The organism is Micromonospora sp. WMMB235 (assembly GCF_001855515.1).
In the GTDB taxonomy this organism is placed as follows: domain Bacteria; phylum Actinomycetota; class Actinomycetes; order Mycobacteriales; family Micromonosporaceae; genus Micromonospora; species Micromonospora aurantiaca.
In genome coordinates, this window is the sequence record NZ_MDRX01000001.1 from 780093 (window position 1) to 800033 (window position 19941).

Genomic DNA, 19941 nt, shown 5'->3' on the forward strand with positions numbered 1-19941 from the left:
ATGACCAGCCGGCAGGCGCGCGTGTGGGTGGGCGTCACAGCACTGGTGACCCTCGTCGTGGTCGGGGCGCTCGCGCTGACCGGGCGCGAGGACGCCCGTACCCCGGAGGCTGCCGGAACCGCCGCGGCGGCCGCGCCGAGCGCGAGCGCCGCCGCGTCGGCGCCGCCGGTGGTGGTCCCGGGACGCCCGGGGGAGCCGGCCGCGACCCGCCCCGCCGAGCAGGTCCGGGGCGCCACCACGCCGCGATGGAACAGCCTCGACGTCTGGTACGTCCGGATGATGATTCCGCACCACGAGCAGGCCCTGGAGATGGCATCCCTCGCGCCCGAGCGCGCCGCCGACGCGCGGATCCGCGCCGTGGCCGAGCGGATCCGCGCCGCACAGGGCCCGGAGGTCGGCCTGCTGCGCGCCTGGCTCAGTACCCGCGACCTGCCCGCCGACGTGCCCGGGCACGACCACGGCAGCATGCGCGGGATGCAGTCCGCCGAGGCGATGCGGCGGCTCGCCGACGCCCGCGGCGCGGCGTTCGACAGGCTGTTCGTGCAGATGATGTCCGACCACCACCGGGGCGCGATCGTCATGTCCACCGACCTGCTGAAGGTCGGCGTCGACCAGCCGATGCAGGAGTTCGCCACCTCGGTGGCGGTCGAGCAGTCCGCCGAGATCACCCGCATGCAGGCCCTCCTGACCCCCTGACCTGAAGCGGGCTGGGGAGGACACAAGGGCGGGCCTAGGCTGGGGGATCGTGAACCGCCTGATCCTCGGTCGTCCGCTGCGGGGTGTCGCGTTCGACGCGGCCGTCTGCGGGCTCGTCGTGTTCTTCGCGCTGTCCGGGTACCTCGCCGGGCAGACCGGGCGCTCGGCGCGGACTGAGCACCGCCGCCCGGACACGGACGAGCCGGCTCCGCCGTGGGCGGGGCCGGCTCGTGGGTGCGTGGGTCAGGGCTGCGTGGCCGGCTGTCCGCCGGTGTCACCGCCGCCGGTGCCGGTGCCCGGGTCGGCGGTGGTCGGGTCCGGCGCGGGCGGCGTGGTGGGTGCCGTCGTCGTGGGCGCGCTGGACGGCGTGCTGCTCGGCTCGGCCGACGGGGCCGGCTCGTCCGTCACGCTCGGCTGCGCCGACGGGGTCGGGGAGGAACTCGGCGTCACCGAGGGTGTGGCCGACGGCCGGCCGCCCGGACCGACCGGGCGGTAGGTGTACTCGTCGTCCGCCGACGGCTCGTCGGCGACCGGCTCCGCGGCCGGATCGCTCGGCGCCACCGCGGGCGCCGTCTTGTCGATCTTCGTGGCCGGTTCGGCCGTGTCGTTCGCGGCGGCCACGAGCGCGCCCAGCGCGCCCATCGCCACCAGCACCGCGCCCAGCGCACCGACGAGCGTGCCGCGCCGGCCCCGCCGCCGCGACGTCGCCACCGCGGCACCCGGGCGGACCGCCGGCTGGTCGTCCCGCGACCGCGCCTGGCCCGCCGCACCGCGCAGCGCCACCGTCGCGGTCGGCGAGTCGGTACGCGCGGCCCGCGCCGCGTCGGCCATCGCCGCCGCGCTCGGGTAGCGGTCGGCCGGATCCTTGGCCAGCGCCCGGGAGACCAGCTCCCGCACCGACGCCGGGATCTCCGCCGGCAGCTCCGGCGGCTCGTCGTCGAGATGGCGTACGGCCACCTGGAGCGGGTTGTCGCCGGTGAACGGCGGGCTGCCGGTGAGGCAGCAGTACGCGACGGCGCCGAGCGCGTACACGTCGGTGGCGCCCGAGACGGGCCGCCCGGCGGCCTGCTCCGGCGCCATGTAGAGGGCGGTGCCGGGCACCGCGTTCGTGCTGGTGATGCTCGTGACGTTGGTCGAGCGGGCCACCCCGAAGTCGACCAGGACCACGGTGCCGTCGTCCTGCACGAGCAGGTTGCTCGGCTTCACGTCCCGGTGGACGATGCCCCGGCCGTGCGCCGCGTGCAGGGCCTGCGCCACCTGGGCCACGATCGACATGGTCTCGGCGACCTCGAGGCACCCGGCGGTCTCGATCCGCCGCGACAGCGGCTCACCGGCGACGAACTCCATCACCAGGTAGTCGGCCCGGCCGCCGCTGGGCAGGTCGTCCTCACCGCAGTCGAAGACCTGGACCACGCCGGGGTGGCGCAGGGAGGCCATGATCCGGGCCTCGGAACGGAACCGGGCGATGAAGTCGGGGTCGGACACCAGGGCGGGAAGGAGTACCTTCACCGCGACCGGGCGACCGAGGACAAGGTCTGTGGCACGCCAGACGTCGCCCATGCCGCCGGTGGCGACACGGTCATCAAGGCGGTACCGACCGCTGAGTACGACGTCTGAGGACAGCACCCCCATACCGTACCCACAGCAGGCCTGAAGTATTTCCCGCGATATCCGCGGCCGGTCCGGCCGGCCGTTCGGCCGGGTGTCCGGCACCCGGGACGCCGATCGGCTGATCGTGATCGACCCGGTACGATCGGCCAGAAAGTGACGCGCCCCCGCGCTCCCGGCCCGCCGTACCGGCGGGGGTCCGATCCGGGGAGCGTCGCGCCCGCCGTCGGTGTTACCCCGACACGCCGGTGGCGCAGGTAGACATTTCTCTCTGTTTCTCCGCCGTGCGGAGGCTTGCCGACGCATCCCGCCCGCCCCGGCGTCGGCCCGACTCCCGGCCGCCCCCGGACGCCGGTACGGTATGTCCCGCCGACGCCCGTGCCGCGCGCGGCAGTTTCCACGGCGCACCGCACCCTCGTGCGGGTGCCCGATCAGCTCACCGGGGGGCCGAGTGCGGATGGCGGTGTGGTCACTGGCACCCGTTGACGCCCGGCTCCGGGCCGTCATCCGGGTGGGGCGGCGCGCGTGACGGCCGAACTGAACGAGGCGGTCGCCGGGGCGCAGGCGGGCGACGAGGAGGCGTTCCGGTTCCTCTACCGCAGCCTGCAGCCCGCGCTGCTGCGTTACCTGACCGCGCTCGTCGGCGCGGACGCCGAGGACGTGGCCTCGGAGGCGTGGCTCCAGATCTCGCGCGACCTGCCGTCGTTCACCGGTGGCGAGTTCCGCGCCTGGGTGGTCACGATCGCCCGCAACCGGGCCATGGACCACCTGCGCCGGCAGCGGCGGCGTCCCTCCGTGCCGGTGCCCGTGCAGGCGCTCAACGACCTGGCCGCCGACGTCGACACCGCCGACCGGGCCGGTGAGGCCATCGCCACCGAGAGCGCGCTGGCGCTGATCCGTACGCTGCCACCGGCCGAGGCCGAGGCGGTGATGCTGCGGGCCGTCATCGGCCTGGACGCGGAGACCGCCGGGCGGGTGCTGGGCCGGCGGGCCGGCGCGGTCCGTACCGCCGCGCACCGGGGCCTGCGCCGGCTGGCCGCGATGCTGGAGCGCTCGGCGGCGCAGGCCGCGCCGGACGACACCCGGGACGCCGTCGCGCCGCGTCCCCGTACCGACCGCCAGGTGCCGCACGCGCCCGAGGCCGAGCCGGCGGAGGGCTGACGTGAGGGGAGACGACGGCATGCACGCTCGCCGGTCCGGCGGGCCCGCCGACCGGGCGGAGTCCGACCGCCTGCTCGACGCCGCGCGCGCCGGCACGCCGCCGGTGGCCGACGCCGACCCGCTGACCCGGCTGCTGTCCGCCGCCGCCGGACCGGCGGCCCCCGGCGAGGTAGCCGGGGAGGAGCGGGCGCTCGCCGCCTTCCGGGCGGCCCGCGCGGCGCGGGGAACGCAGCCGGCGGCCGGATCGGTGCCCGCACCGGTGGCCGCACCGCGCGCGCGGCGGCGCCTGCGCATCGCCGCCGCGTTGTCCGGGCTCGCCGCCACCGCTGTCGCCGGGGTGGCGTTCGCCGCAGTGCGCCTGGACCGCGAGCCGGAGCCGGTGGCCCCGCCCGCGACGACGGCCGGGCCCAGCAGCGCCGGCCCGAGCGGCACCGGCCCGACCGGCACCGGCCCGGCCGTCACCGGGCCGTCGCGGCCGGCGCCGAGCACCCCGGCCGGTGACGCGTCCGGTGCGGCGTCGCCACCGGCTCCGTCGCCGACGCCGGCGCCGTCCGGAACGCCGAGCGCCGCGGCCGGGAAATCCGCACCCCCGCCCGGCGGGCCGCAGACGGCCGGCCACTGCCGTGCCTACCTGGCCAAGTCGGAGCGGCAGCGGGAGAAGGCGCTCACCAAGCCGGGCTACGCCGAACTGGTGGCTGCCGCCGGCGGCCCCGAGCAGGTGGAGAGCTACTGCCGGAACCTGCTGGGCGTGCCGGCGGACGACCCGGCCGACGCGCCGGAGCCGGCGCCCCCGGGCCCGGCAGCGGACGGCTGAGCCGCCGCGGCGCAATCAGATTCCGGACAAAATTTCATCTCCCCGGGCAAGCGGATCTCGTCTGCTAGACAGAGGATGGTGGGGCGGCGTCCCGTGCCGTCCCGGCCGGGCGCGTCGCCACGACGTTGTCGCCCATCGCCGAGGAGGAGCCGTCCCATGGTGATGTCGCCGGATCTGGACCGGGCAGTCGTCCTGGGGGACGAGGAGGCGGCCCGGGGCCACCTCGCCCGGATCTGCTTCAAGACCGGGCCACCCGCACTCGTCGGCGTCGAACTGGAATGGACCGTGCACGACGCCGCGGACCCGGCCCGGCCGGTCGACCGCGAGCGACTACGCGAGGCGCTGGGGCGGCACAGCCCCGTGACCCTCGACCCCACCAGCCCGGCCGACGAGCTCCGGCGCGGCGGCGCCGTGACCGTGGAGCCCGGCGGGCAGGTGGAGATCTCCGCGACACCGCGATCGTCGGTCGCCGCGCTCATCCTGGCCACCGAGGCCGACGTCGCCGAGCTGCGGGCCCGGCTGGACGCCGCCGGCCTGGTGCTCGGCCGCAGCGGCATCGACCCCTGGCGCCTTCCCCGGCCTGTCGTGGAGACCCCGCGCTACCAGGCCATGCGGTGCGCCTTCGACCGGCGCGGCCCGGCGGGACGGGCGATGATGTACAGCACCGCCGGCCTCCAGGTCTGCCTGGACGCGGGCGAACCGGACCACGTGGCGCAGCGGTGGGCCGCCGCGCACGCCGTCGGCCCGCCGCTGCTCGCCGCCTTCGCCACCGCCGACCGGCACGCGGGCCGCCGCACCGGCTGGGCCTCCGCCCGGATGGCCACCTGGCTGGCCATCGATCCGGCCCGGACCCGTCCGGTCTGGTCGCCCGAGCGTGCCGACGAGGACCCGGTGGCGGCCTGGACCGGGTACGCGCTGGCCGCGCCGCTGCTCTGCGTACGCGGCGACGGCCCGGACTGGACCGCGCCGCCCGGTGTCACGTTCGCCGACTGGCTGGCCGGGGCGCTGCCCCGCCCACCGACCACCGACGACCTGGAATACCACCTCAGCACGCTGTTCCCGCCGGTACGCCCGCGCGGCTACCTGGAGCTGCGCTACCTGGACACCCAGCCCGGCCCGGAGTGGACCGTGCCGCTGGCGGTGCTGGCGGCGCTCTTCGCCGACCCGGCCACCACCCGGGACGCGCTGGCGGCGGCCGGCCCGGTCGCCGACCGGTGGCGCGCGGCGGCCCGGTGCGGGCTGGCCGAGCGTCCGCTGGCCACCGCCGCGGCGGCGCTGTTCGACCTGGCCCTGACAGCCCTGCCCCGGCTCGACCTGCCGGCCGGCATCCACGACGAGACCCAGCGAGCGATCCGGCGGCACCGCGCCGCCGCGGAGAGGGGACACCGGTGACCATCACCGAGCGACTACGCGACCGGATCGCCGCGGAACTGGAGCGGACCCGGGCCCGTACCGCGCTGCTGACCGACGCGGTGGACGACGACGACCTGGTCCGGCAGCACTCCACGCTGATGTCGCCGCTGGTCTGGGACCTGGCGCACGTCGGCAACCAGGAGGAGCTGTGGCTGGTCCGCGACGTCGGCGGCCGCGACCCGGTGCGCCACGACATCGACGACCTCTACGACGCGTTCAAGCAGCCCCGCAAGGACCGGCCGGCGCTGCCGCTGCTGCCCCCGGCCGAGGCCCGCGCGTATGTCAGTACGGTACGGGACAAGGTGTTCGACCTGCTCGACGGCATCCGCTTCACCGAGCGTCCCCTCGTCGCCGACGGGTTCGCGTTCGGCATGATCGTGCAGCACGAGCAGCAGCACGACGAGACCATGCTCGCCACCCACCAGCTGCGTGCCGGCGCCCCGGTGCTGGACGCGCCGCCCCCGCCGGAGCCCCGGGCCCGGGTCGGCGGGGAGGTGCGGGTGCCGGCCGGGCCGTTCACCATGGGCACCTCCACCGACCCGTGGGCGCTGGACAACGAGCGCCCGGCGCACACCGTCGACCTGCCCGCGTACGTCATCGACGCCGCGCCGGTGACGAACGGGCAGTACAGGGCGTTCATCGCCGACGGCGGGTACGACGAGCCGCGCTGGTGGAGCGAGGCCGGCTGGCGGCACCGGATCGAGGCGGACCTGAGCGCGCCGATGCACTGGCGGCGCGACGGGGACGGCTGGGCGTACCGCCGGTTCGGCCGCTGGTCGCCGGTACGCGACGACGAGCCGGTGGTGCACGTCTGCTGGTACGAGGCACAGGCGTACGCGGCGTGGGCCGGCAAGCGGCTGCCGACGGAGGCGGAGTGGGAGAAGGCGGCCCGCTGGGATCCGGCGACCGGCCGGTCCCGCCGCTACCCGTGGGGCGACGAGGACCCGGCCACCGAGCACGCCAACCTGGGCCAGCGGCACCTGTGGCCGGCGCCGGTGGGCGCGTACCCGGCGGGCGCCTCGCCGCTGGGCGTGCACCAGCTCGTCGGCGACGTGTGGGAGTGGACCTCCTCGCCGTTCCGGGGCCACCCGGGCTTCACCGCGTTCCCGTACCGGGAGTACTCGGAGGTCTTCTTCGGCGACGACCACCGGGTGCTGCGCGGCGGCTCGTTCGGCACCGACCGGTCCGCCTGCCGGGGCACGTTCCGCAACTGGGACTACCCGATCCGGCGGCAGATCTTCAGCGGTTTCCGCTGCGCCCGTGACGCCGGACCCGAGGAGTGAGCCGGCCCGATGTGCCGTCACCTCGCGTACCTCGGTCCACCCGTGCTCCTGCGCAGCCTGCTGTCCGACCCGCCGTACGGGCTGCTGCGCCAGTCGTGGGCACCGCGTGACATGCGTGGCGGCGGCACGATAAACGCCGACGGTTTCGGCGTCGCCTGGTATCCCGACGACGGCGACCCGGTCCGCTACCGGCGGGCCCAGCCGATGTGGAGCGACACCACGCTGCCGGAGCTGGCCGCCGTGACGCGGGTGCGGGCGGTGCTGGCCGCGGTCCGATCCGCCACCGTCGGCATGCCGCTGCACGAGACCGCCGCGGCGCCCTTCGCCGAGGGGCGGTGGCTGTTCAGCCACAACGGCGTGGTGAAGGGCTGGCCGGACAGCCTGGTCCCGCTCGCCGCCGGCCTGCCCGTGCGCGACCTGATCACACTCGACGTGCCGACCGACTCGGCGCTGCTGTGGGCGCTGGTCCGGCACCGGCTGCGGGCCGGCGCGCCACCCGACGAGGCGGTGGCGGACACCGTCGCGGCGGTCGCCGCCGCCGCTCCCGGCTCGCGGCTGAACCTGCTGCTCACCGACGGTACGACTGTGGTGGCGAGCACGGCCGGGCACGCGCTGTCGGTGCGCCGCGGCCCGGACTCGGTGCTGCTGGCGTCCGAACCGTTCGACGACGACCCGGCCTGGCGGGCCGTGCCGGACGGCCGGCTCGTGGTGGCGACCACGGGCGGGCTCGACGTGCGGGAGACGACCGCCGTCCGACGATCCGTACCCACCGCAAGAGAGGACACTCGATGAGCGCGGAGCCGCTGGAGATCCACCTGGAGCAGCAGGACCTCGACCGTGGGTTGCGGGAGGACGTGCGGGTCGGGCTGGCCGCGACGCCGAAGTGGCTGCCGCCGAAGTGGTTCTACGACGCCCGGGGCAGCGAGCTGTTCGAGGAGATCACCCGCCTGCCGGAGTACTACCCGACGCGGGCCGAGCGGGCGGTGCTGGCCGCGCACGCCGACGACGTCGCCACCATGACCGGGGCGAAGACGCTGATCGAGCTGGGTTCGGGCTCGTCGGAGAAGACCCGGCTGCTGCTCGACGCGTTCACCCGCCACGGCGACCTGGGCACGTTCGTGCCGCTGGACGTGTCGGTGAGCGCGTTGCGGTCGTCCACCGAGCAGATCGCCGCCGCGTACCCGGGGCTGCGGGTGCGGGGGATCGTCGGTGACTTCACCCGTCACCTGGACCGGCTGCCCACCGGCGGCCGTCGTCTGGTGGCGTTCCTCGGCGGCACGATCGGCAACCTGCTGCCGGTGGAGCGGGCCGAGTTCCTCACCGCGATGCGCGCGGCGCTGGAGACCGGCGACTGGCTGCTGGTCGGCACCGACCTGGTCAAGGACCCGGGCGTGATCGTGCCCGCGTACGACGACGCGGCGGGCGTGACCGCCGAGTTCAACCGCAACGTGCTCCGGGTGATCAACCGTGAGCTGGGCGCGGACTTCGACGTCGACGCGTTCCGGCACGTGGCGGTCTGGGATCCCGACCGGGAGTGGATCGAGATGCGGTTGCGCGCCGAGCACCCGGCCCGGGTGCGGGTCCTGGACACCGACGTGGTGTTCGCCGCCGGCGAGGAGCTGCGGACCGAGGTGTCGGCCAAGTTCCGGCCGGAGGGGATCGCAGCCGAGCTGACCGCCGCCGGGTTCGACCGGCGGGCGTTCTGGACCGACCCGGACGGGCTGTTCGGGGTGAGCCTGGCCCGGGCCGACTGAGGGCCGCCGTGGCCCCGCCCACACCCGGTGACCGGGGCGGCCGGTGATCGGCTAGGCTGGCGGCGCGAAGGGGAGTAGCCCCCAATGTCGTGGTCGACACACTGGTGCGTTCCGCATCCGGCCACGCGGCCCCGGTCTCCGGGGCGGGCGAGACCTTCGACTCAGGCTGTCGCAGCCGGGTCGAGGGCGCCCCCGTTCCTCCTCCCGGCTTGATCGGGAAGGTTCACATGGAGGGTTTCCTCGTCGCGCTGGTGGTCAGCTTCGGCGTCATCTTCGTCGCCGAGCTGGGCGACAAGTCCCAGCTCATGGCACTGACGTTCGCCACGCGGTTCAAGCCGGTGCCGGTGCTCATCGGCATCACGATCGCCACCGCCGTCGTCCACCTGGCCTCGGTGGCCATCGGGTACGGCCTGAACGCCGCACTGCCCACCGACTGGATCTCGCTCATCGCCGGTCTGGCGTTCCTCGGCTTCGGCGCCTGGACGCTGCGCGGCGACAGGCTGACCGAGGAGGAGAAGCGCAAGGCCGAGCGCGGCGGCCGGTCCGCCGTCATCGCCGTCGGTGTGGCGTTCTTCCTGGCCGAGCTGGGCGACAAGACCATGCTCGCCACCATCACGCTGGCCACCAAGTACGGCTGGTTCGGCACCTGGCTCGGGTCGACGCTCGGCATGGTCGCAGCGGACGCGCTGGCGATCCTGGTGGGCCGGATGCTCGGCCGGCACCTGCCGGAGCGGACCATCCGCTACGGCGCGGCGGTGCTGTTCGCCATCTGCGGCCTCTGGCTGATCTTCGAGGCGGTCTCCGAGCTGACCTGAGCGGAACCGACGTGAGTGGTGCGGCGGCGCCCGATGATCGGAGAGCGCCTCGGTGGGTAAGTAGCCCGGGTGAGCGCCGTGGCGGTGACCGCCCGGCGGAGGACGAATCGGCACGACCGGGAGGTTCCGCCCATGAGCAGGCACGACGAGCCCAACGAGTACGGCTTCGCCGGGGGCGCCACCGCGCCGGAGCCGCCGCCGGGCGGGCGCGAGGACGAGCAGGACCGCGCCGAGCAGGTGGCCGTGCCCGGTGACGACCTCACCGCCCCGGCCGCCGAGGCGCTCGAGGAACCGGAGCGCAAGCGCGAGCCGCGCCCGGCCGAGCGCCGGCGCTGAGGCGTACCGCGCCGACCCGTGCGGCGGGCGTGACCGGCTGGTCACGCCCGCCGCGCCGGTTCAGGCCGGGCCCTCCTGGTAGACGTCCGGGACGCCGTCGCCGTCGGCGTCCCGGCTCTCCCGTTCGCTGATCCGCCGGTAGACCCGGTTGCGGCGGACCAGCACCACCGAGGCCAGCAGCGCGGAGGTGAGCGAGCCGAGCAGTACCGCCACCTTGACGCCGTCCTCCTCCGGGCTGCCGGCGCCGAACGCCAGCTCGCCGATGAGCAGCGACACGGTGAACCCGATTCCGGCCAGCAGCGCCAGCCCGGCCAGGTCGGCCCAGGTGATCTCCTCGTCCAGTTCGGCCCTGGTGAACCGGGCGAGCAGGTACGTCGAGCCGAACACGCCGATCACCTTGCCGAGCACCAGCCCGGCGGCCACCGCGAGCACCACGGGGCTGGTGAGCACGCCGCCCAGGTCCACCCCGACCAGCGTCACCCCGGCGGCGAAGAAGGCGAAGACCGGTACGGCCAGGCCCGCGGAGACCGGCCGCCAGCGGTGCTCCAGCCGCTCGGCGAGGCCGGGTGCGCCGTCGCGTCCGCGCAGTACCGGCACGGTGAAGCCGAGCAGCACGCCCGCCACCGTGGCGTGCACACCGGAGGCGTGCACCAGCGCCCAGGCGGTCACCGCGAGCGGGATCAGCGCCCACCACCAGGTCCGCCGCCGCTGCACGAGCAGCCCGAACGCGGCGATCGGCAGCAGCGCGGCGAGCAGCGGCAGCGGGTGGAACCCGTCGGTGTAGAAGACCGCGATGATGGTGATCGCGAAGAGGTCGTCGACCACGGCGAGGGTCAGCAGGAAGGCGCGCAGCCCCTGCGGCAAATGGGAGCTGATGACGGCGAGCACGGCGAGCGCGAAGGCGATGTCGGTGGCGGTGGGGATGGCCCATCCGCGCAGGCCGTCGCCGCCGGCGCTGAGCGTCACCGCCAGGTAGACCAGCGCGGGCGCGATCATGCCGCCGAGCGCGGCGACCACCGGCAACGCGGCCCGGCGGGGGTCGCGCAGGTCACCGGCGACGAACTCGCGCTTGAGTTCCAGGCCGACCACGAAGAAGAAGATCGCCAGCAGCCCGTCGGCGGCCCAGGTGCGCAGGTCGAGGTCGAGGTGCAGGCCGGCGCCGCCGGGCCAGGGCACCCAGTGGCTCAGTTCGGCGTACGTGGCGCGCCACGGCGAGTTGGCCCAGATCAGGGCGAGCACCGCGCCGAGCAGGAGCAGGCCGCCGCCGACGGTCTCGGTGCGCAGCACGTCGGCCAGGAAGCGGGCCTCCGGCCAGGAGCGGCGGGACAGCAGGCGGGAGCGGTGCGGGGTGTGCTGGGGCATGCGGCGTCCGTTCGGAAGCTGGGGTCGGCGGAACCATCGCCGACCAGGCTTCCCGGCACACCTGGACCAACCCTAACGGGCGCCGCCACCGGCGGCGAGCCGAGCCGGCCGATGGGACGCCCGTCTCACCACCTGGGTGGGGCGTCCCGTCGGCCGGCGGGTCAGCGCTGCCCGGGCAGGGCCGGCAGGGACGCCCCGACCGGGTCGCAGAACGCGGCCATCCGCTTGATCAGCTCGTCCGGGTCGGCGTACGGGTCGAGCCCGCGCACCTCGTCCGGGTCCAGTTCGGGCACGGGGACGTGGGAGATGAGTGGGTGCAGCGGCCGGCTGTCCACCTCGTCTGCGCCGAACAGGTGCTCGTGCAGCTTCTCGCCCGGTCGCAGGCCGGTGAAGACGATCTCCGTAGGGCGGTCCGCCTCGGCGGCCAGCCGGCGCGCCACGTCGGCGATCCGGACCGGCTCGCCCATGTCGAGCACCAGCGCCTCGCCGCCCCGGCCGATCGTCGCGGCCTGGAGCACCAGGTGCACCGCCTCCTGCACGGTCATGAAGTAGCGGGTCACATCGGGGTGGGTGACGGTGATCGGCACCCCGGCCCGGATCTGCGCCTGGAACGCGGTGAGCACCGAGCCGCGGCTGCTGAGCACGTTGCCGAACCGGACGCTCAGGTATCGGCCGTTGAGCCGCTGCGCGTGGTAGGCGGTGAGCCGTTCGGTGATCCGCTTGGAGTAGCCGAGGACGCTCGCCGGGTTGGCCGCCTTGTCGGTGGAGATGTTCACGAACTCGGCGACGTCCCGGCACGCCTCCAGCACGTTCAGCGTACCCAGGATGTTGGTCTTGATCGCCTCGCCGGGATGGCGCTGGAGCAGCGTGAGGTGCTTGAGCGCCGCGGCGTGGAACACCACGTCGGGCTGCCGGTCGGCGATCACCCGGGCGATGCCCTCGGCGTCGCGGATGTCGGCGAGGATCAGCTCCGGCCCGTCCAGCAGCGCGCGCCCGTGCAGGGACATCTGCAAGGCGTGCAGCGCGGACTCGTCCCGGTCGAGCATCATCAGCTCGTCCGGCTCGCAGCGGGCGATCTGCCGGCACAGTTCCGAGCCGATCGAGCCGCCGGCGCCGGTGACGAGCACCCGGCGCCCGGCCAGCCCGCCGCGCTCCACGCTCAGCTCGGCCACCCGGTGCGCGCGGCCCAGCAGGTCGGTGAGCTGGAGGTCGCGTACGTCGGTGGCGGCCACCGGGCGGTCGAGGACCTCGCGTACCGGCGGCAGGACCTTGAACGCCGCGCCGGCCTCCAGCGTGCGGGTCCGGACGTCGCGCAGCAGCTGCGGGTCCGAGCCGCTCATCGAGAAGATGACTGTGCTCGCCCGGGTGGCACGGACGGCGGCGGCGATCTGTTCCCGGCCGCCGAGCACGCGCAGCCGCTCCAGCCGCAGACCGCGGCTGTCGGGCGCGTCGTCGAGCAGGCCCACCGGCCGGTAGCTGCTGTCCGGGTCGTGCAGCAGCACCCGGACGAGCCGCTCGCTCGCCGCGTCCACCCCGTAGATCAGGCAGCGCTCGGCGTGTCGTGCGGCGGGCGGCCGGCGGTCGGCGTGGGCCCGCCAGACTCCCCGGGCGGTCGCCATCACCACGAGTGCCACCGAGCCGCCGATCAGCGGCGTGCTGGCCGGCACCGGGTGCTGCGTCCACGGCAGCAGGGCGACGAAACCGACGGCCGCGACGAGCGCGACGGTGGTGGCCAGGCCCTGCGCGTCGCCGGCGCTGCCGATCGGATACCGGCCGTAGAGCCGGGACCGCAGCAGCGTGAGCACGGCGTACAGCGCGGCGCAGGCCAGCGCCATGCCGAGCGTACGGGCGCTGGCGGCGGCGGTGAGGTCGAATTCGTACCGCGTCCAGGCGGCGCCGAGAAAACCTCCGCACCACGCGGCCGTGTCCAGCGTTAACAGGGAAAGGGTGGCGGCGCGGTGGGTGATCCGGCCGGCGGGTCGAACGGCTGTGATCGCGTCACGATCCATGGGCTGCCCTCTACGTCCTATCCGTATTGAAAGGATTAGACCGTCTGTGCCTGTTCGGTCGTTTACTGTCGTCCAGTCACGTAACGTCGTGAATAGGCGATTCGATCCTGGCACGGCGACTGGTGTTTTTAGGGGGCTTTCGTGCAGTTTCATCGGCAGACCGGCGTGTCGCGAGGGGGAGCGTGATGGACGTTCTCGGCTACCTGCGCCTGGTCCGACGCCACTGGTGGATCGTGCTGGTGACGGTGATGCTCGGTCTGGGCACCGCCGCGCTGGTGACGGTCCGGACGGCGCCTCGGTACGAGGCCTCGGTGACGTTCTTCGTCACCACGCCCAGCCAGGGGGTCACCGACGCCTACCAGGGCAGCCTCTTCCTCCAGCAGCGGGTGAAGTCCTACGGTGACCTGCTCACCAGCGACCGGCTGGCGCAGAGCGTGGTCGCCGACGCGCCGCTCGGCCTCACCGCCGACCAGGTGCGCAGCCGGATCCACACCACCGCCACGGCCGGCACGGTCCTGCTCCAGGCGACGATCACCGACACCGACCAGACCCGGGCGTTGAAGACCACCGAGACGCTCGCGACGAAGTTCACCGATCTGGTACGCAAGGTCGAGACGCCGCCGGACGGCAAGGCCCCGCCGATCAAGATCGAGGTGGTCAGCGGTCCCCGCGTCACCTCCAACCCGGTCTCGCCGCAGCCCACCCGCAACCTGGTCCTGGGCGGTCTGCTCGGCCTGCTGCTCGGCGTCGGCCTCGCAGTGCTGCGCGGGGTGGCCGACGTCCGGATGCGCGACGGCGCCGGGCTGCAACGGGTGACCGGCAGTCCGCTGCTCGGCGAGATCCCGTACGAGACCGGCGCGCGGTCGGCGCCGCTGATCGTCGGCGACGCGGCCACCTCCGCCCGGGCCGAGGCGGTCCGCAAGCTGCGTACCAACCTGCGCTTCGTGGACGTGCACGAGCCGGCCCGGGTCATCGCGGTCACCAGCGCGTTGCAGGGCGAGGGCAAGACCACGATGGCCTGCAACACCGCCATCGCGCTGGCCGAGGCGGGCTGGCGGGTGCTGCTGATCGACGCCGACCTGCGCCGCCCCAAGGTCGCCGACTACCTCGGGCTCGACGGCGGCGTCGGCCTCACCGACGTGCTCGTCGGCGACGTCCAGGTCGGTGACGTGGTGCAGCGCTGGGGGGAGAAGTCCCTGCTGGTGCTGCCCAGCGGCGCCACCCCGCCCAACCCGAGCGAGTTGCTCGGCTCCAAGTCCATGGCGGACCTGCTGGTCGCGCTGCGGGACTCGGCGGACATCGTGGTCATCGACACCGCGCCGCTGCTGGCGGTCACCGACGGCGTGGTGGTGGCCGTGCAGGCCGACGGCGCGCTCCTGGTCACCCAGCAGGGGCGTACCTCCCGCAGCCAGGTCGCGGCGGCGGCGCACGCGCTCAGCTCGGTCTCGGTGCGCCTGCTCGGCTGCGTGCTGAACATGGCCAAGGTGGCCAAGTCGGACGCCTACCAGTACGAGGCGTACAAGGTGGTCGTGCCGCCAGCGGCGCCCTCCGTACCGGCCGACCGGGCCGGCACCCGGCGGGGCGCGAAGGCCGTGGGCGACCGGACGCAGGAACTCACCCGGCTGTCACGATGAGTGCGAGCACGGGCCGGATCGACCGCTCGATCTCCTCGGCACAGCGCCGGAAGTCGGCGGGCGAACCGCCGATCGGGTCGCGCAGGTCCTCCGCGTCGGGGGCGGCGGGTTGCAGCCGCCCCCGGGCGCGGACCGCGGCCGACACCGCCGCCCGCAACGGCGTGCCCGCCTCCGCCTCCGCCTCGGCGGGGCGGGCCTCGGCCGCCAGCCGGGCGAACTGCCGCAGCGTGAACGTCCGGGTCAGCGCGGCCGGCGCCAGCGAGGTGCAGGCCGAGCGTTGCCGGCGGGTCGCGGTCAGCACCAGCGCCGCCCCGGTCAGGTGCTCCGGGCGAAGCCGGCGGGTGCGGAAGGCCGCCGGGTCCGCGCCGGTGGCCGCGGTCACCTCGACCGCGTACGGGTGCATGGCAGCACCGTCGATCGCGTCGGTCCCCGCGCTGGCCACCGCCAGCGGCAGCCCGGCCAGCATCCGGCGGGCGATGAACTCCGCCATCGGTGACCGGCACATGTTCGCGTGGCAGACGAAGAGCACCTCGTCGACCATCTGCACCCCTCTCGTCGGCACGGTCGCGACGGAGGGTGCCGCGACGGCGTTCTTCCGGCGGTCGCGGCCGGACGCAGAGGGGATGCGGGAATGGTACGCGCTGCGGTGCCCGGCCGTCCGGGAAGCCGCGCCGGGAGCGCGGTCATGAGGGTCGGCATCCTCACCTACCACTTCCCGCCGGAGCCGGCGTTCGTCCCGGGCAGCCTGGCCGAGGAGCTGGTGGCCCGGGGCCACGAGGTACGGGTGCTCACCGGCTTCCCGGACTACCCGGGCGGCCACGTCTATCCCGGCTGGCGGCAGCGCTGGCGGCACCAGACGCACAGCGAGCGGCTGACCGTGCGCCGGGTGCCCCGGTACGCCGCGGGCGACGGTTCCGCCCGTGCCCGCGCCGCGACCTGGCTCTCCTTCGCCGGCAGCGCCGCGCTCGCCGGCCGGGGCCTGCTGCGCGACGTCGACGTGCTCTACGTCTACGGCCATCCGGCGGTCACGTTCGCGGCCACCGGGCTGCTGCGGCTGCTCGGCCGTACGCCGACCGTGCTGCACGTGCAGGACGTGTGGACGGAGCGGGACGGGCGCTCGGCGCAGGACAGCGGGTGGCCGGCGCGGCTGGAGGCCGCCACCCGCCGCCTCTACCGGGAGTCGGCGGTGGTGGCTGTCGGTTCGCCGTTCATGGCGGATCTGGTCCGCGCCGGCGGGGCCGACCCGGGCCGGGTGCGCGCCGCGCCGAACTGGACCGACGAGCGGATCTTCCGGCCCACCCAGGCCGGTCCGGCCGTGCGGCGGCTGGTCCGCCGGGACGACCGCTGCCTGGTGATGCACGCCGGGACGATCGGCGCGCGCCAGGATCTGGAGACGGCGGTCCGCGCGGCTGCGGCGCTCGGCGACCGGATGGATCTGGTGCTCGTGGGTTCGGGTCCGCAGGAGCGGCGGGTGCGAGGGCTCGCCGCCGACCTCGGCGCGGACAACGTCCGGTTCCTGGAGCGACGGTCCGCGGTGGACATGCCGCAGCTCTACGCCGCCGCCGACTACCAGCTCGTGGCCCAGCGCGACCTGCCGGAGCTGCGTGGCCGGGTGCCCGGCAAGCTCCAGGCCGCGCTCTCCTGCGCCGCGCCGGTGGTCGCCTCCGCGGCGGGGGAGACGGCGGAGGTGGTGGAGCGGGCCCGCGCCGGTCTGTCCTGCCCGCCGGAGGACTGGGCGGCGCTGGCCGACCGCTTCTGGCTGGCCGCCGCCATCCCGCCGGCTGCCCGGCTCGACATGGGCAGGCGGGGACATGACGCGTACCTGCGGGACATGTCGATGCGGGCCGGTGTGGACCGGATCGAGGCGCTGCTGTACGAGGCGGCCGAGCGACCGTCGAACCGAACAAAGTTCGCACACAGCAGTTAAATCGTTCAGAGTGTCGAATAATGCCTCGAACGGGCACTTTTTCATGCTAAAAAGCACTCGATCGCGAATTGTGTCTGATTCGACCGACGCATAGGGGGAATCCGTGAGCGGACCTGGTGCCACGCCCGTCCGGCGGCGCCGCTCGCGACGGCGCCGGCGCACCCGGGTCCGCCGGATCCTGCTGACCGGGCTGGTCGTCGTGTCGGTGCTGCTCAGCGCCGGCGGCTGGGTCGCGTTCCGGGGCTGGCAGGCCCGCGCTCACCTGGTGAACGCCGCCGGGCTGGCCCGGGAACTCAGCGCCCAGGTGCTCGACGGCGACGTGGCCCGGGCCCAGCGCACGCTCGCCGCATTGCAGGAGCAGGCCGCCGCCGCGCGCGGCGAGACCGGGGATCCGGTGTGGTGGGTCGGCCAGCAGACGCCGTATGCGGGGGACAACCTCGCCGCGGTGCGGCAGATCTCGGTGGCGGTGGACGATCTGGCCCGGCTGGCGTTCCCCACGCTGCTGCGCGTCGACCTCGCCTCGCTGGTGCCGAAGCAGGGCAAGCTGGATCTGGCCCGCCTGCGCGCCGTCTCGGCCGAGGTCTCCGCCGCCGACCAGGCGGTGCGCCGGACCGCCGACCGGCTGCGGCAGGTGCCCACCGGTGACCTCGTGACGCAGGTGCGCGACGCGGTCACCGCGCTGCGCGCCGAGCTGGACCAGCTCGGCGAGCTGACCTCGGCGGCTGACCGCGGCGCCCGGCTGCTGCCGCCGCTGCTCGGCGCGGACGGACCGCGCAGTTATCTGCTGGTCTCGCAGAACCCGGCCGAGCTGCGCGCCACCGGTGGCATGTTCGGCGCGTACGCCGTCCTGCGCGCCGAGGGTGGGCGGATCCGCCTCGTGAAGCAGGGCAGCTCGTCGGACCTGCGCTTCTTCGACCCGCCACTCAAGGTCGACGCGGAGGCGAAGCGGCTCTGGGGCGAGCTGCCGGGCATCTATCCGGCGGACGTGAACCTCAACCCGGACTTCCCGGCCGCCGCCGCGCTCTACCGGGACATGGTGCGCCGCCGGACCGGTACCACTGTGGACGGGGTCCTGGCGGTCGATCCGGTGGTCCTGTCGTACCTGCTCGGCGTCGTGGGTCCGGTGAACGTGCCGGACGGGCCGTCGCTGGGCGCCGCCACCGCCGTACGGACGCTCCTCAGTGACTCGTACCGGGACCTGGACACGAAGGACCAGGACGAGTACTTCACCAAGGCCGCCTCGGGCGTCTTCGACACCTTGTTCACCAAGACGGTCGACCCGCGCGCACTTTTGACCGTTTTTACCCGTTCAATCAATGAACGTCGGATATTGTTCTGGAGTGTCCGATCTGAGGAGCAACGCGCACTGGCCGGCAGCCGACTGGCCGGTCAGCTCCCGGAGAAGGACTCCGTGCCGACTGTCGGCGTGTTCCTCAACGACGGCAGCGGCGCGAAGCTCGGCTACTACCTCAGGTTCTCGGCCACCGTGACGGTCGGCGAATGCCACCCGGACGGGCGCCGTGAGCTGCGGCTGCGGGTCACGGTGCACTCCACCGCCCCGAAGTCGGGCCTGAGCAAGTCGGTCACCGGGCTTGCTCTGGCCGGCGACAAGTACACCGCACGCACCTTCGTCTCCGTCCACACGCCCACCGGCGGCGCCGTGCTCACCGGCCGGCTGGACGGGCGGGACACCGCGATGGGCAGTGGCACCCACGGCCGCCGCCAGGTTGCGGTGGCGAACGTGGAGACGCGCCCGGGGCAGACCCGGACGCTCGACGTCACGGTGCTCACCGGCAAGACCGGCGCCGGGACGGCCGAGCTGGTGCACACGCCCACCGTCACCCCATGGACCACCCAAGTAGTCAACGCACCAAGCTGTGAACAGTAGGAGGGAAACCATCATGCGGCTATCCCGCATCATCATGGCGCTCACGGTGGGCCTGGCCGTAGCGGCCGTGCCGACCGCGGCCGGGGCGGCGCAGCCGCAGCCCCCGGTCTACCCGCCCGAGGTCGCGTCGCTGACCGTCTCACCGACCACCATCCGGCTCGGCGAGACGTTCACCCTGCGGGGTTCGAACTTCGCGCCGAACGAGTCGGTGCGGATCGACGTGGCGATCTCGGGCCTGCCCGCGGCCGCCCCGGCCGAGGGGACCGCGCGGCGCAGCGACGGCAGCACGGTGGCGATGGCGCCTGTCGCCTACACGCCCAACCGTGCCCAGCCGCAGCCGGCGCCGACCACGTTCACCGTGACGGCCGACGCCAGCGGCAACTTCACCGTCACCTACCGGCCGACCCGGCCGGGCCGGTACACGTTCACCGCCACCGGTCTGACGTCCGGACGGATCGCCAGCGCCACCGGCACCGTCCTGCCGCCGCGGCCGACCCGGCCGCCGCACAAGGGTGGACTGCCGGTCACCGGTGACAGCATCGGCACGCCGCTGAAGCTCGGTGGTGGCCTCGCCGCCGCCGGTGCGGTGCTGCTCCTGGCCTCCATGGCCTGGCGCCGCCGTCGCCTCGGCTGATCCGAGGCGCGCCGGGGACGACCCGGCTCGATCGTGAGTGCCCGCCGGACCCGGTCCGGCGGGCACTCACGTGTCCGGCCGACACGACACAATGAGCCATGGACGCGACACCGTGGACCGACCAGGCCGGCCTGCTCACGCTGCCCGGGGGCGCCACCGTGCGCGGACGCCGGGTCGCCGAGTCCGGTTCGCCCGCCGACTTCGCCCTGCTGCTGGCGCCCGGTCCCGAGCCGGAATGGCCGGTCCGGCGGGTCCGCTGGCCCGACTTCTGGATCCCGGCCGACCGCGCCGACGCCCTCGACGCGCTGCGGGAGGCGTGGCGGCGCGCATACGCGGGGGAGCGGGTCGAGGTGGCCTGTCACGGCGGCGTCGGGCGCACCGGCACCGCACTCGCCGCGCTCGCCGTGCTGGACGGGCTGCCGCCCGCGCGGGCAGTGGCCTGGGTCCGCTCCCACTACCACCGGCGCGCGGTGGAGACGCCGTGGCAGCGGTGGTGGCTGCGCGGCGTGCGCTGACATCCCGGCCGGTCACCCACCGGGAGCGTCCGGTCGGCGCGGCGTCACGACACCGGTGAGCCGTCCCGACCTGATCATCGGGCTCGGTAGGG

18 protein-coding genes are annotated in these 19941 nt (G+C 74.6%); 14 read left to right on the forward strand and 4 right to left on the reverse strand.

The genetic code is table 11. From position 1 onward, the window contains the following. A complete protein-coding gene (locus tag BFV98_RS03160) occupies positions 1–696 on the forward strand; it encodes a DUF305 domain-containing protein (RefSeq protein ID WP_013286567.1) in 696 nt (231 codons plus the stop codon). 243 nt (positions 697–939) lie between these two features. Here BFV98_RS03160 and BFV98_RS03165 read toward each other — a convergent pair whose 3' ends face one another. Then, positions 940–2328: a serine/threonine-protein kinase gene (locus BFV98_RS03165; RefSeq protein WP_013286566.1), complete on the reverse strand. Its 1389-nt coding sequence runs from the start codon at positions 2326–2328 to the stop codon at positions 940–942. 501 nt (positions 2329–2829) lie between these two features. Between BFV98_RS03165 and BFV98_RS03170 the strand changes: the two genes are divergently transcribed. From BFV98_RS03170 to BFV98_RS03205, 8 genes are all read left to right on the forward strand, one after another. After that, positions 2830–3465, forward strand: a complete 636-nt coding sequence (locus tag BFV98_RS03170; RefSeq protein WP_013476621.1) for an RNA polymerase sigma factor — start codon at positions 2830–2832, stop codon at positions 3463–3465. 19 nt (positions 3466–3484) lie between these two features. After that, on the forward strand, positions 3485–4279 hold the full coding sequence (locus tag BFV98_RS03175) for a hypothetical protein (protein WP_255368368.1): 795 nt from the start codon (positions 3485–3487) through the stop codon (positions 4277–4279). Between the two features lie 156 nt (positions 4280–4435). Next, entirely contained in the window at positions 4436–5671 is a 1236-nt protein-coding gene (gene egtA / locus BFV98_RS03180) for an ergothioneine biosynthesis glutamate--cysteine ligase EgtA (RefSeq protein WP_071094832.1), read from the forward strand. Further along, the gene (gene egtB / locus BFV98_RS03185) at positions 5668–6975 is read left to right on the forward strand and encodes an ergothioneine biosynthesis protein EgtB (RefSeq protein ID WP_071094833.1); all 1308 of its coding nucleotides are present in this window, start codon (positions 5668–5670) and stop codon (positions 6973–6975) included. Before egtA ends, egtB begins: the two co-directional genes overlap by 4 nt. Positions 6976–6984: 9 nt before the next feature. Then, complete coding sequence (egtC, locus tag BFV98_RS03190) at positions 6985–7767, forward strand: ergothioneine biosynthesis protein EgtC (protein ID WP_013286561.1); 783 nt, start codon at positions 6985–6987, stop codon at positions 7765–7767. Then, positions 7764–8729, forward strand: a complete 966-nt coding sequence (gene egtD / locus BFV98_RS03195; RefSeq protein ID WP_013286560.1) for an L-histidine N(alpha)-methyltransferase — start codon at positions 7764–7766, stop codon at positions 8727–8729. The genes egtC and egtD overlap by 4 nt, the downstream gene beginning before the upstream one ends. A gap of 227 nt (positions 8730–8956) precedes the next feature. Further along, positions 8957–9544 carry a TMEM165/GDT1 family protein gene (locus BFV98_RS03200; protein ID WP_013286559.1) on the forward strand — a complete coding sequence of 196 codons (588 nt, stop codon included), beginning with the start codon at positions 8957–8959 and terminating at the stop codon, positions 9542–9544. A gap of 132 nt (positions 9545–9676) precedes the next feature. Next, positions 9677–9880 (forward strand): hypothetical protein, encoded by a 204-nt coding sequence (locus BFV98_RS03205; RefSeq protein WP_013286558.1) that lies wholly within the window; start codon positions 9677–9679, stop codon positions 9878–9880. Positions 9881–9940: 60 nt separating this feature from the next. Here BFV98_RS03205 and nhaA read toward each other — a convergent pair whose 3' ends face one another. Further along, positions 9941–11242, reverse strand: coding sequence for a Na+/H+ antiporter NhaA (gene nhaA / locus BFV98_RS03210; protein WP_071094835.1), 1302 nt, complete (start codon positions 11240–11242; stop codon positions 9941–9943). Positions 11243–11403: 161 nt separating this feature from the next. Then, the gene (locus BFV98_RS03215) at positions 11404–13251 is read right to left on the reverse strand and encodes a nucleoside-diphosphate sugar epimerase/dehydratase (RefSeq protein WP_013286556.1); all 1848 of its coding nucleotides are present in this window, start codon (positions 13249–13251) and stop codon (positions 11404–11406) included. A 185-nt stretch (positions 13252–13436) separates the two neighbouring features. On the opposite strand from BFV98_RS03215, the gene BFV98_RS03220 reads away from it, so the two are divergent. Next, positions 13437–14885: a polysaccharide biosynthesis tyrosine autokinase gene (locus BFV98_RS03220; RefSeq protein ID WP_013286555.1), complete on the forward strand. Its 1449-nt coding sequence runs from the start codon at positions 13437–13439 to the stop codon at positions 14883–14885. Here BFV98_RS03220 and BFV98_RS03225 read toward each other — a convergent pair. Next, the gene (locus BFV98_RS03225; RefSeq protein ID WP_255367983.1) at positions 14866–15447 is read right to left on the reverse strand and encodes a low molecular weight phosphatase family protein; all 582 of its coding nucleotides are present in this window, start codon (positions 15445–15447) and stop codon (positions 14866–14868) included. The genes BFV98_RS03220 and BFV98_RS03225 overlap by 20 nt on opposite strands. Before the next feature lie 123 nt (positions 15448–15570). Between BFV98_RS03225 and BFV98_RS03230 the strand changes: the two genes are divergently transcribed. From BFV98_RS03230 to BFV98_RS03245, 4 genes are all read left to right on the forward strand, one after another. Beyond that, on the forward strand, positions 15571–16812 hold the full coding sequence (locus BFV98_RS03230; RefSeq protein WP_071094837.1) for a glycosyltransferase family 4 protein: 1242 nt from the start codon (positions 15571–15573) through the stop codon (positions 16810–16812). Between the two features lie 103 nt (positions 16813–16915). Further along, positions 16916–18700 (forward strand): DUF4012 domain-containing protein, encoded by a 1785-nt coding sequence (locus BFV98_RS03235; protein ID WP_013286552.1) that lies wholly within the window; start codon positions 16916–16918, stop codon positions 18698–18700. A gap of 13 nt (positions 18701–18713) precedes the next feature. Then, positions 18714–19334, forward strand: coding sequence for a hypothetical protein (locus BFV98_RS03240; RefSeq protein WP_013286551.1), 621 nt, complete (start codon positions 18714–18716; stop codon positions 19332–19334). Between the two features lie 98 nt (positions 19335–19432). Then, positions 19433–19849 (forward strand): protein-tyrosine phosphatase family protein, encoded by a 417-nt coding sequence (locus tag BFV98_RS03245; protein WP_030272514.1) that lies wholly within the window; start codon positions 19433–19435, stop codon positions 19847–19849. Positions 19850–19941: the final 92 nt, after the last annotated feature.

What these genes read in the sequence shown, in the direction of transcription:
- BFV98_RS03160 (WP_013286567.1), top strand. Translation starts at nt 1, where the DNA reads ATGACCAGCCGGCAGGCGCGCGTGTGGGTGGGCGTCACAGCACTGGTG.
- BFV98_RS03165 (WP_013286566.1), bottom strand. Translation starts at nt 2,328, where the DNA reads ATGGGGGTGCTGTCCTCAGACGTCGTACTCAGCGGTCGGTACCGCCTT.
- BFV98_RS03175 (WP_255368368.1), top strand. Translation starts at nt 3,485, where the DNA reads ATGCACGCTCGCCGGTCCGGCGGGCCCGCCGACCGGGCGGAGTCCGAC.
- egtA (WP_071094832.1), top strand. Translation starts at nt 4,436, where the DNA reads ATGGTGATGTCGCCGGATCTGGACCGGGCAGTCGTCCTGGGGGACGAG.
- egtC (WP_013286561.1), top strand. Translation starts at nt 6,985, where the DNA reads ATGTGCCGTCACCTCGCGTACCTCGGTCCACCCGTGCTCCTGCGCAGC.
- egtD (WP_013286560.1), top strand. Translation starts at nt 7,764, where the DNA reads ATGAGCGCGGAGCCGCTGGAGATCCACCTGGAGCAGCAGGACCTCGAC.
- BFV98_RS03200 (WP_013286559.1), top strand. Translation starts at nt 8,957, where the DNA reads ATGGAGGGTTTCCTCGTCGCGCTGGTGGTCAGCTTCGGCGTCATCTTC.
- BFV98_RS03205 (WP_013286558.1), top strand. Translation starts at nt 9,677, where the DNA reads ATGAGCAGGCACGACGAGCCCAACGAGTACGGCTTCGCCGGGGGCGCC.
- nhaA (WP_071094835.1), bottom strand. Translation starts at nt 11,242, where the DNA reads ATGCCCCAGCACACCCCGCACCGCTCCCGCCTGCTGTCCCGCCGCTCC.
- BFV98_RS03215 (WP_013286556.1), bottom strand. Translation starts at nt 13,251, where the DNA reads ATGGATCGTGACGCGATCACAGCCGTTCGACCCGCCGGCCGGATCACC.
- BFV98_RS03220 (WP_013286555.1), top strand. Translation starts at nt 13,437, where the DNA reads ATGGACGTTCTCGGCTACCTGCGCCTGGTCCGACGCCACTGGTGGATC.
- BFV98_RS03230 (WP_071094837.1), top strand. Translation starts at nt 15,571, where the DNA reads ATGAGGGTCGGCATCCTCACCTACCACTTCCCGCCGGAGCCGGCGTTC.
- BFV98_RS03240 (WP_013286551.1), top strand. Translation starts at nt 18,714, where the DNA reads ATGCGGCTATCCCGCATCATCATGGCGCTCACGGTGGGCCTGGCCGTA.
- BFV98_RS03245 (WP_030272514.1), top strand. Translation starts at nt 19,433, where the DNA reads ATGGACGCGACACCGTGGACCGACCAGGCCGGCCTGCTCACGCTGCCC.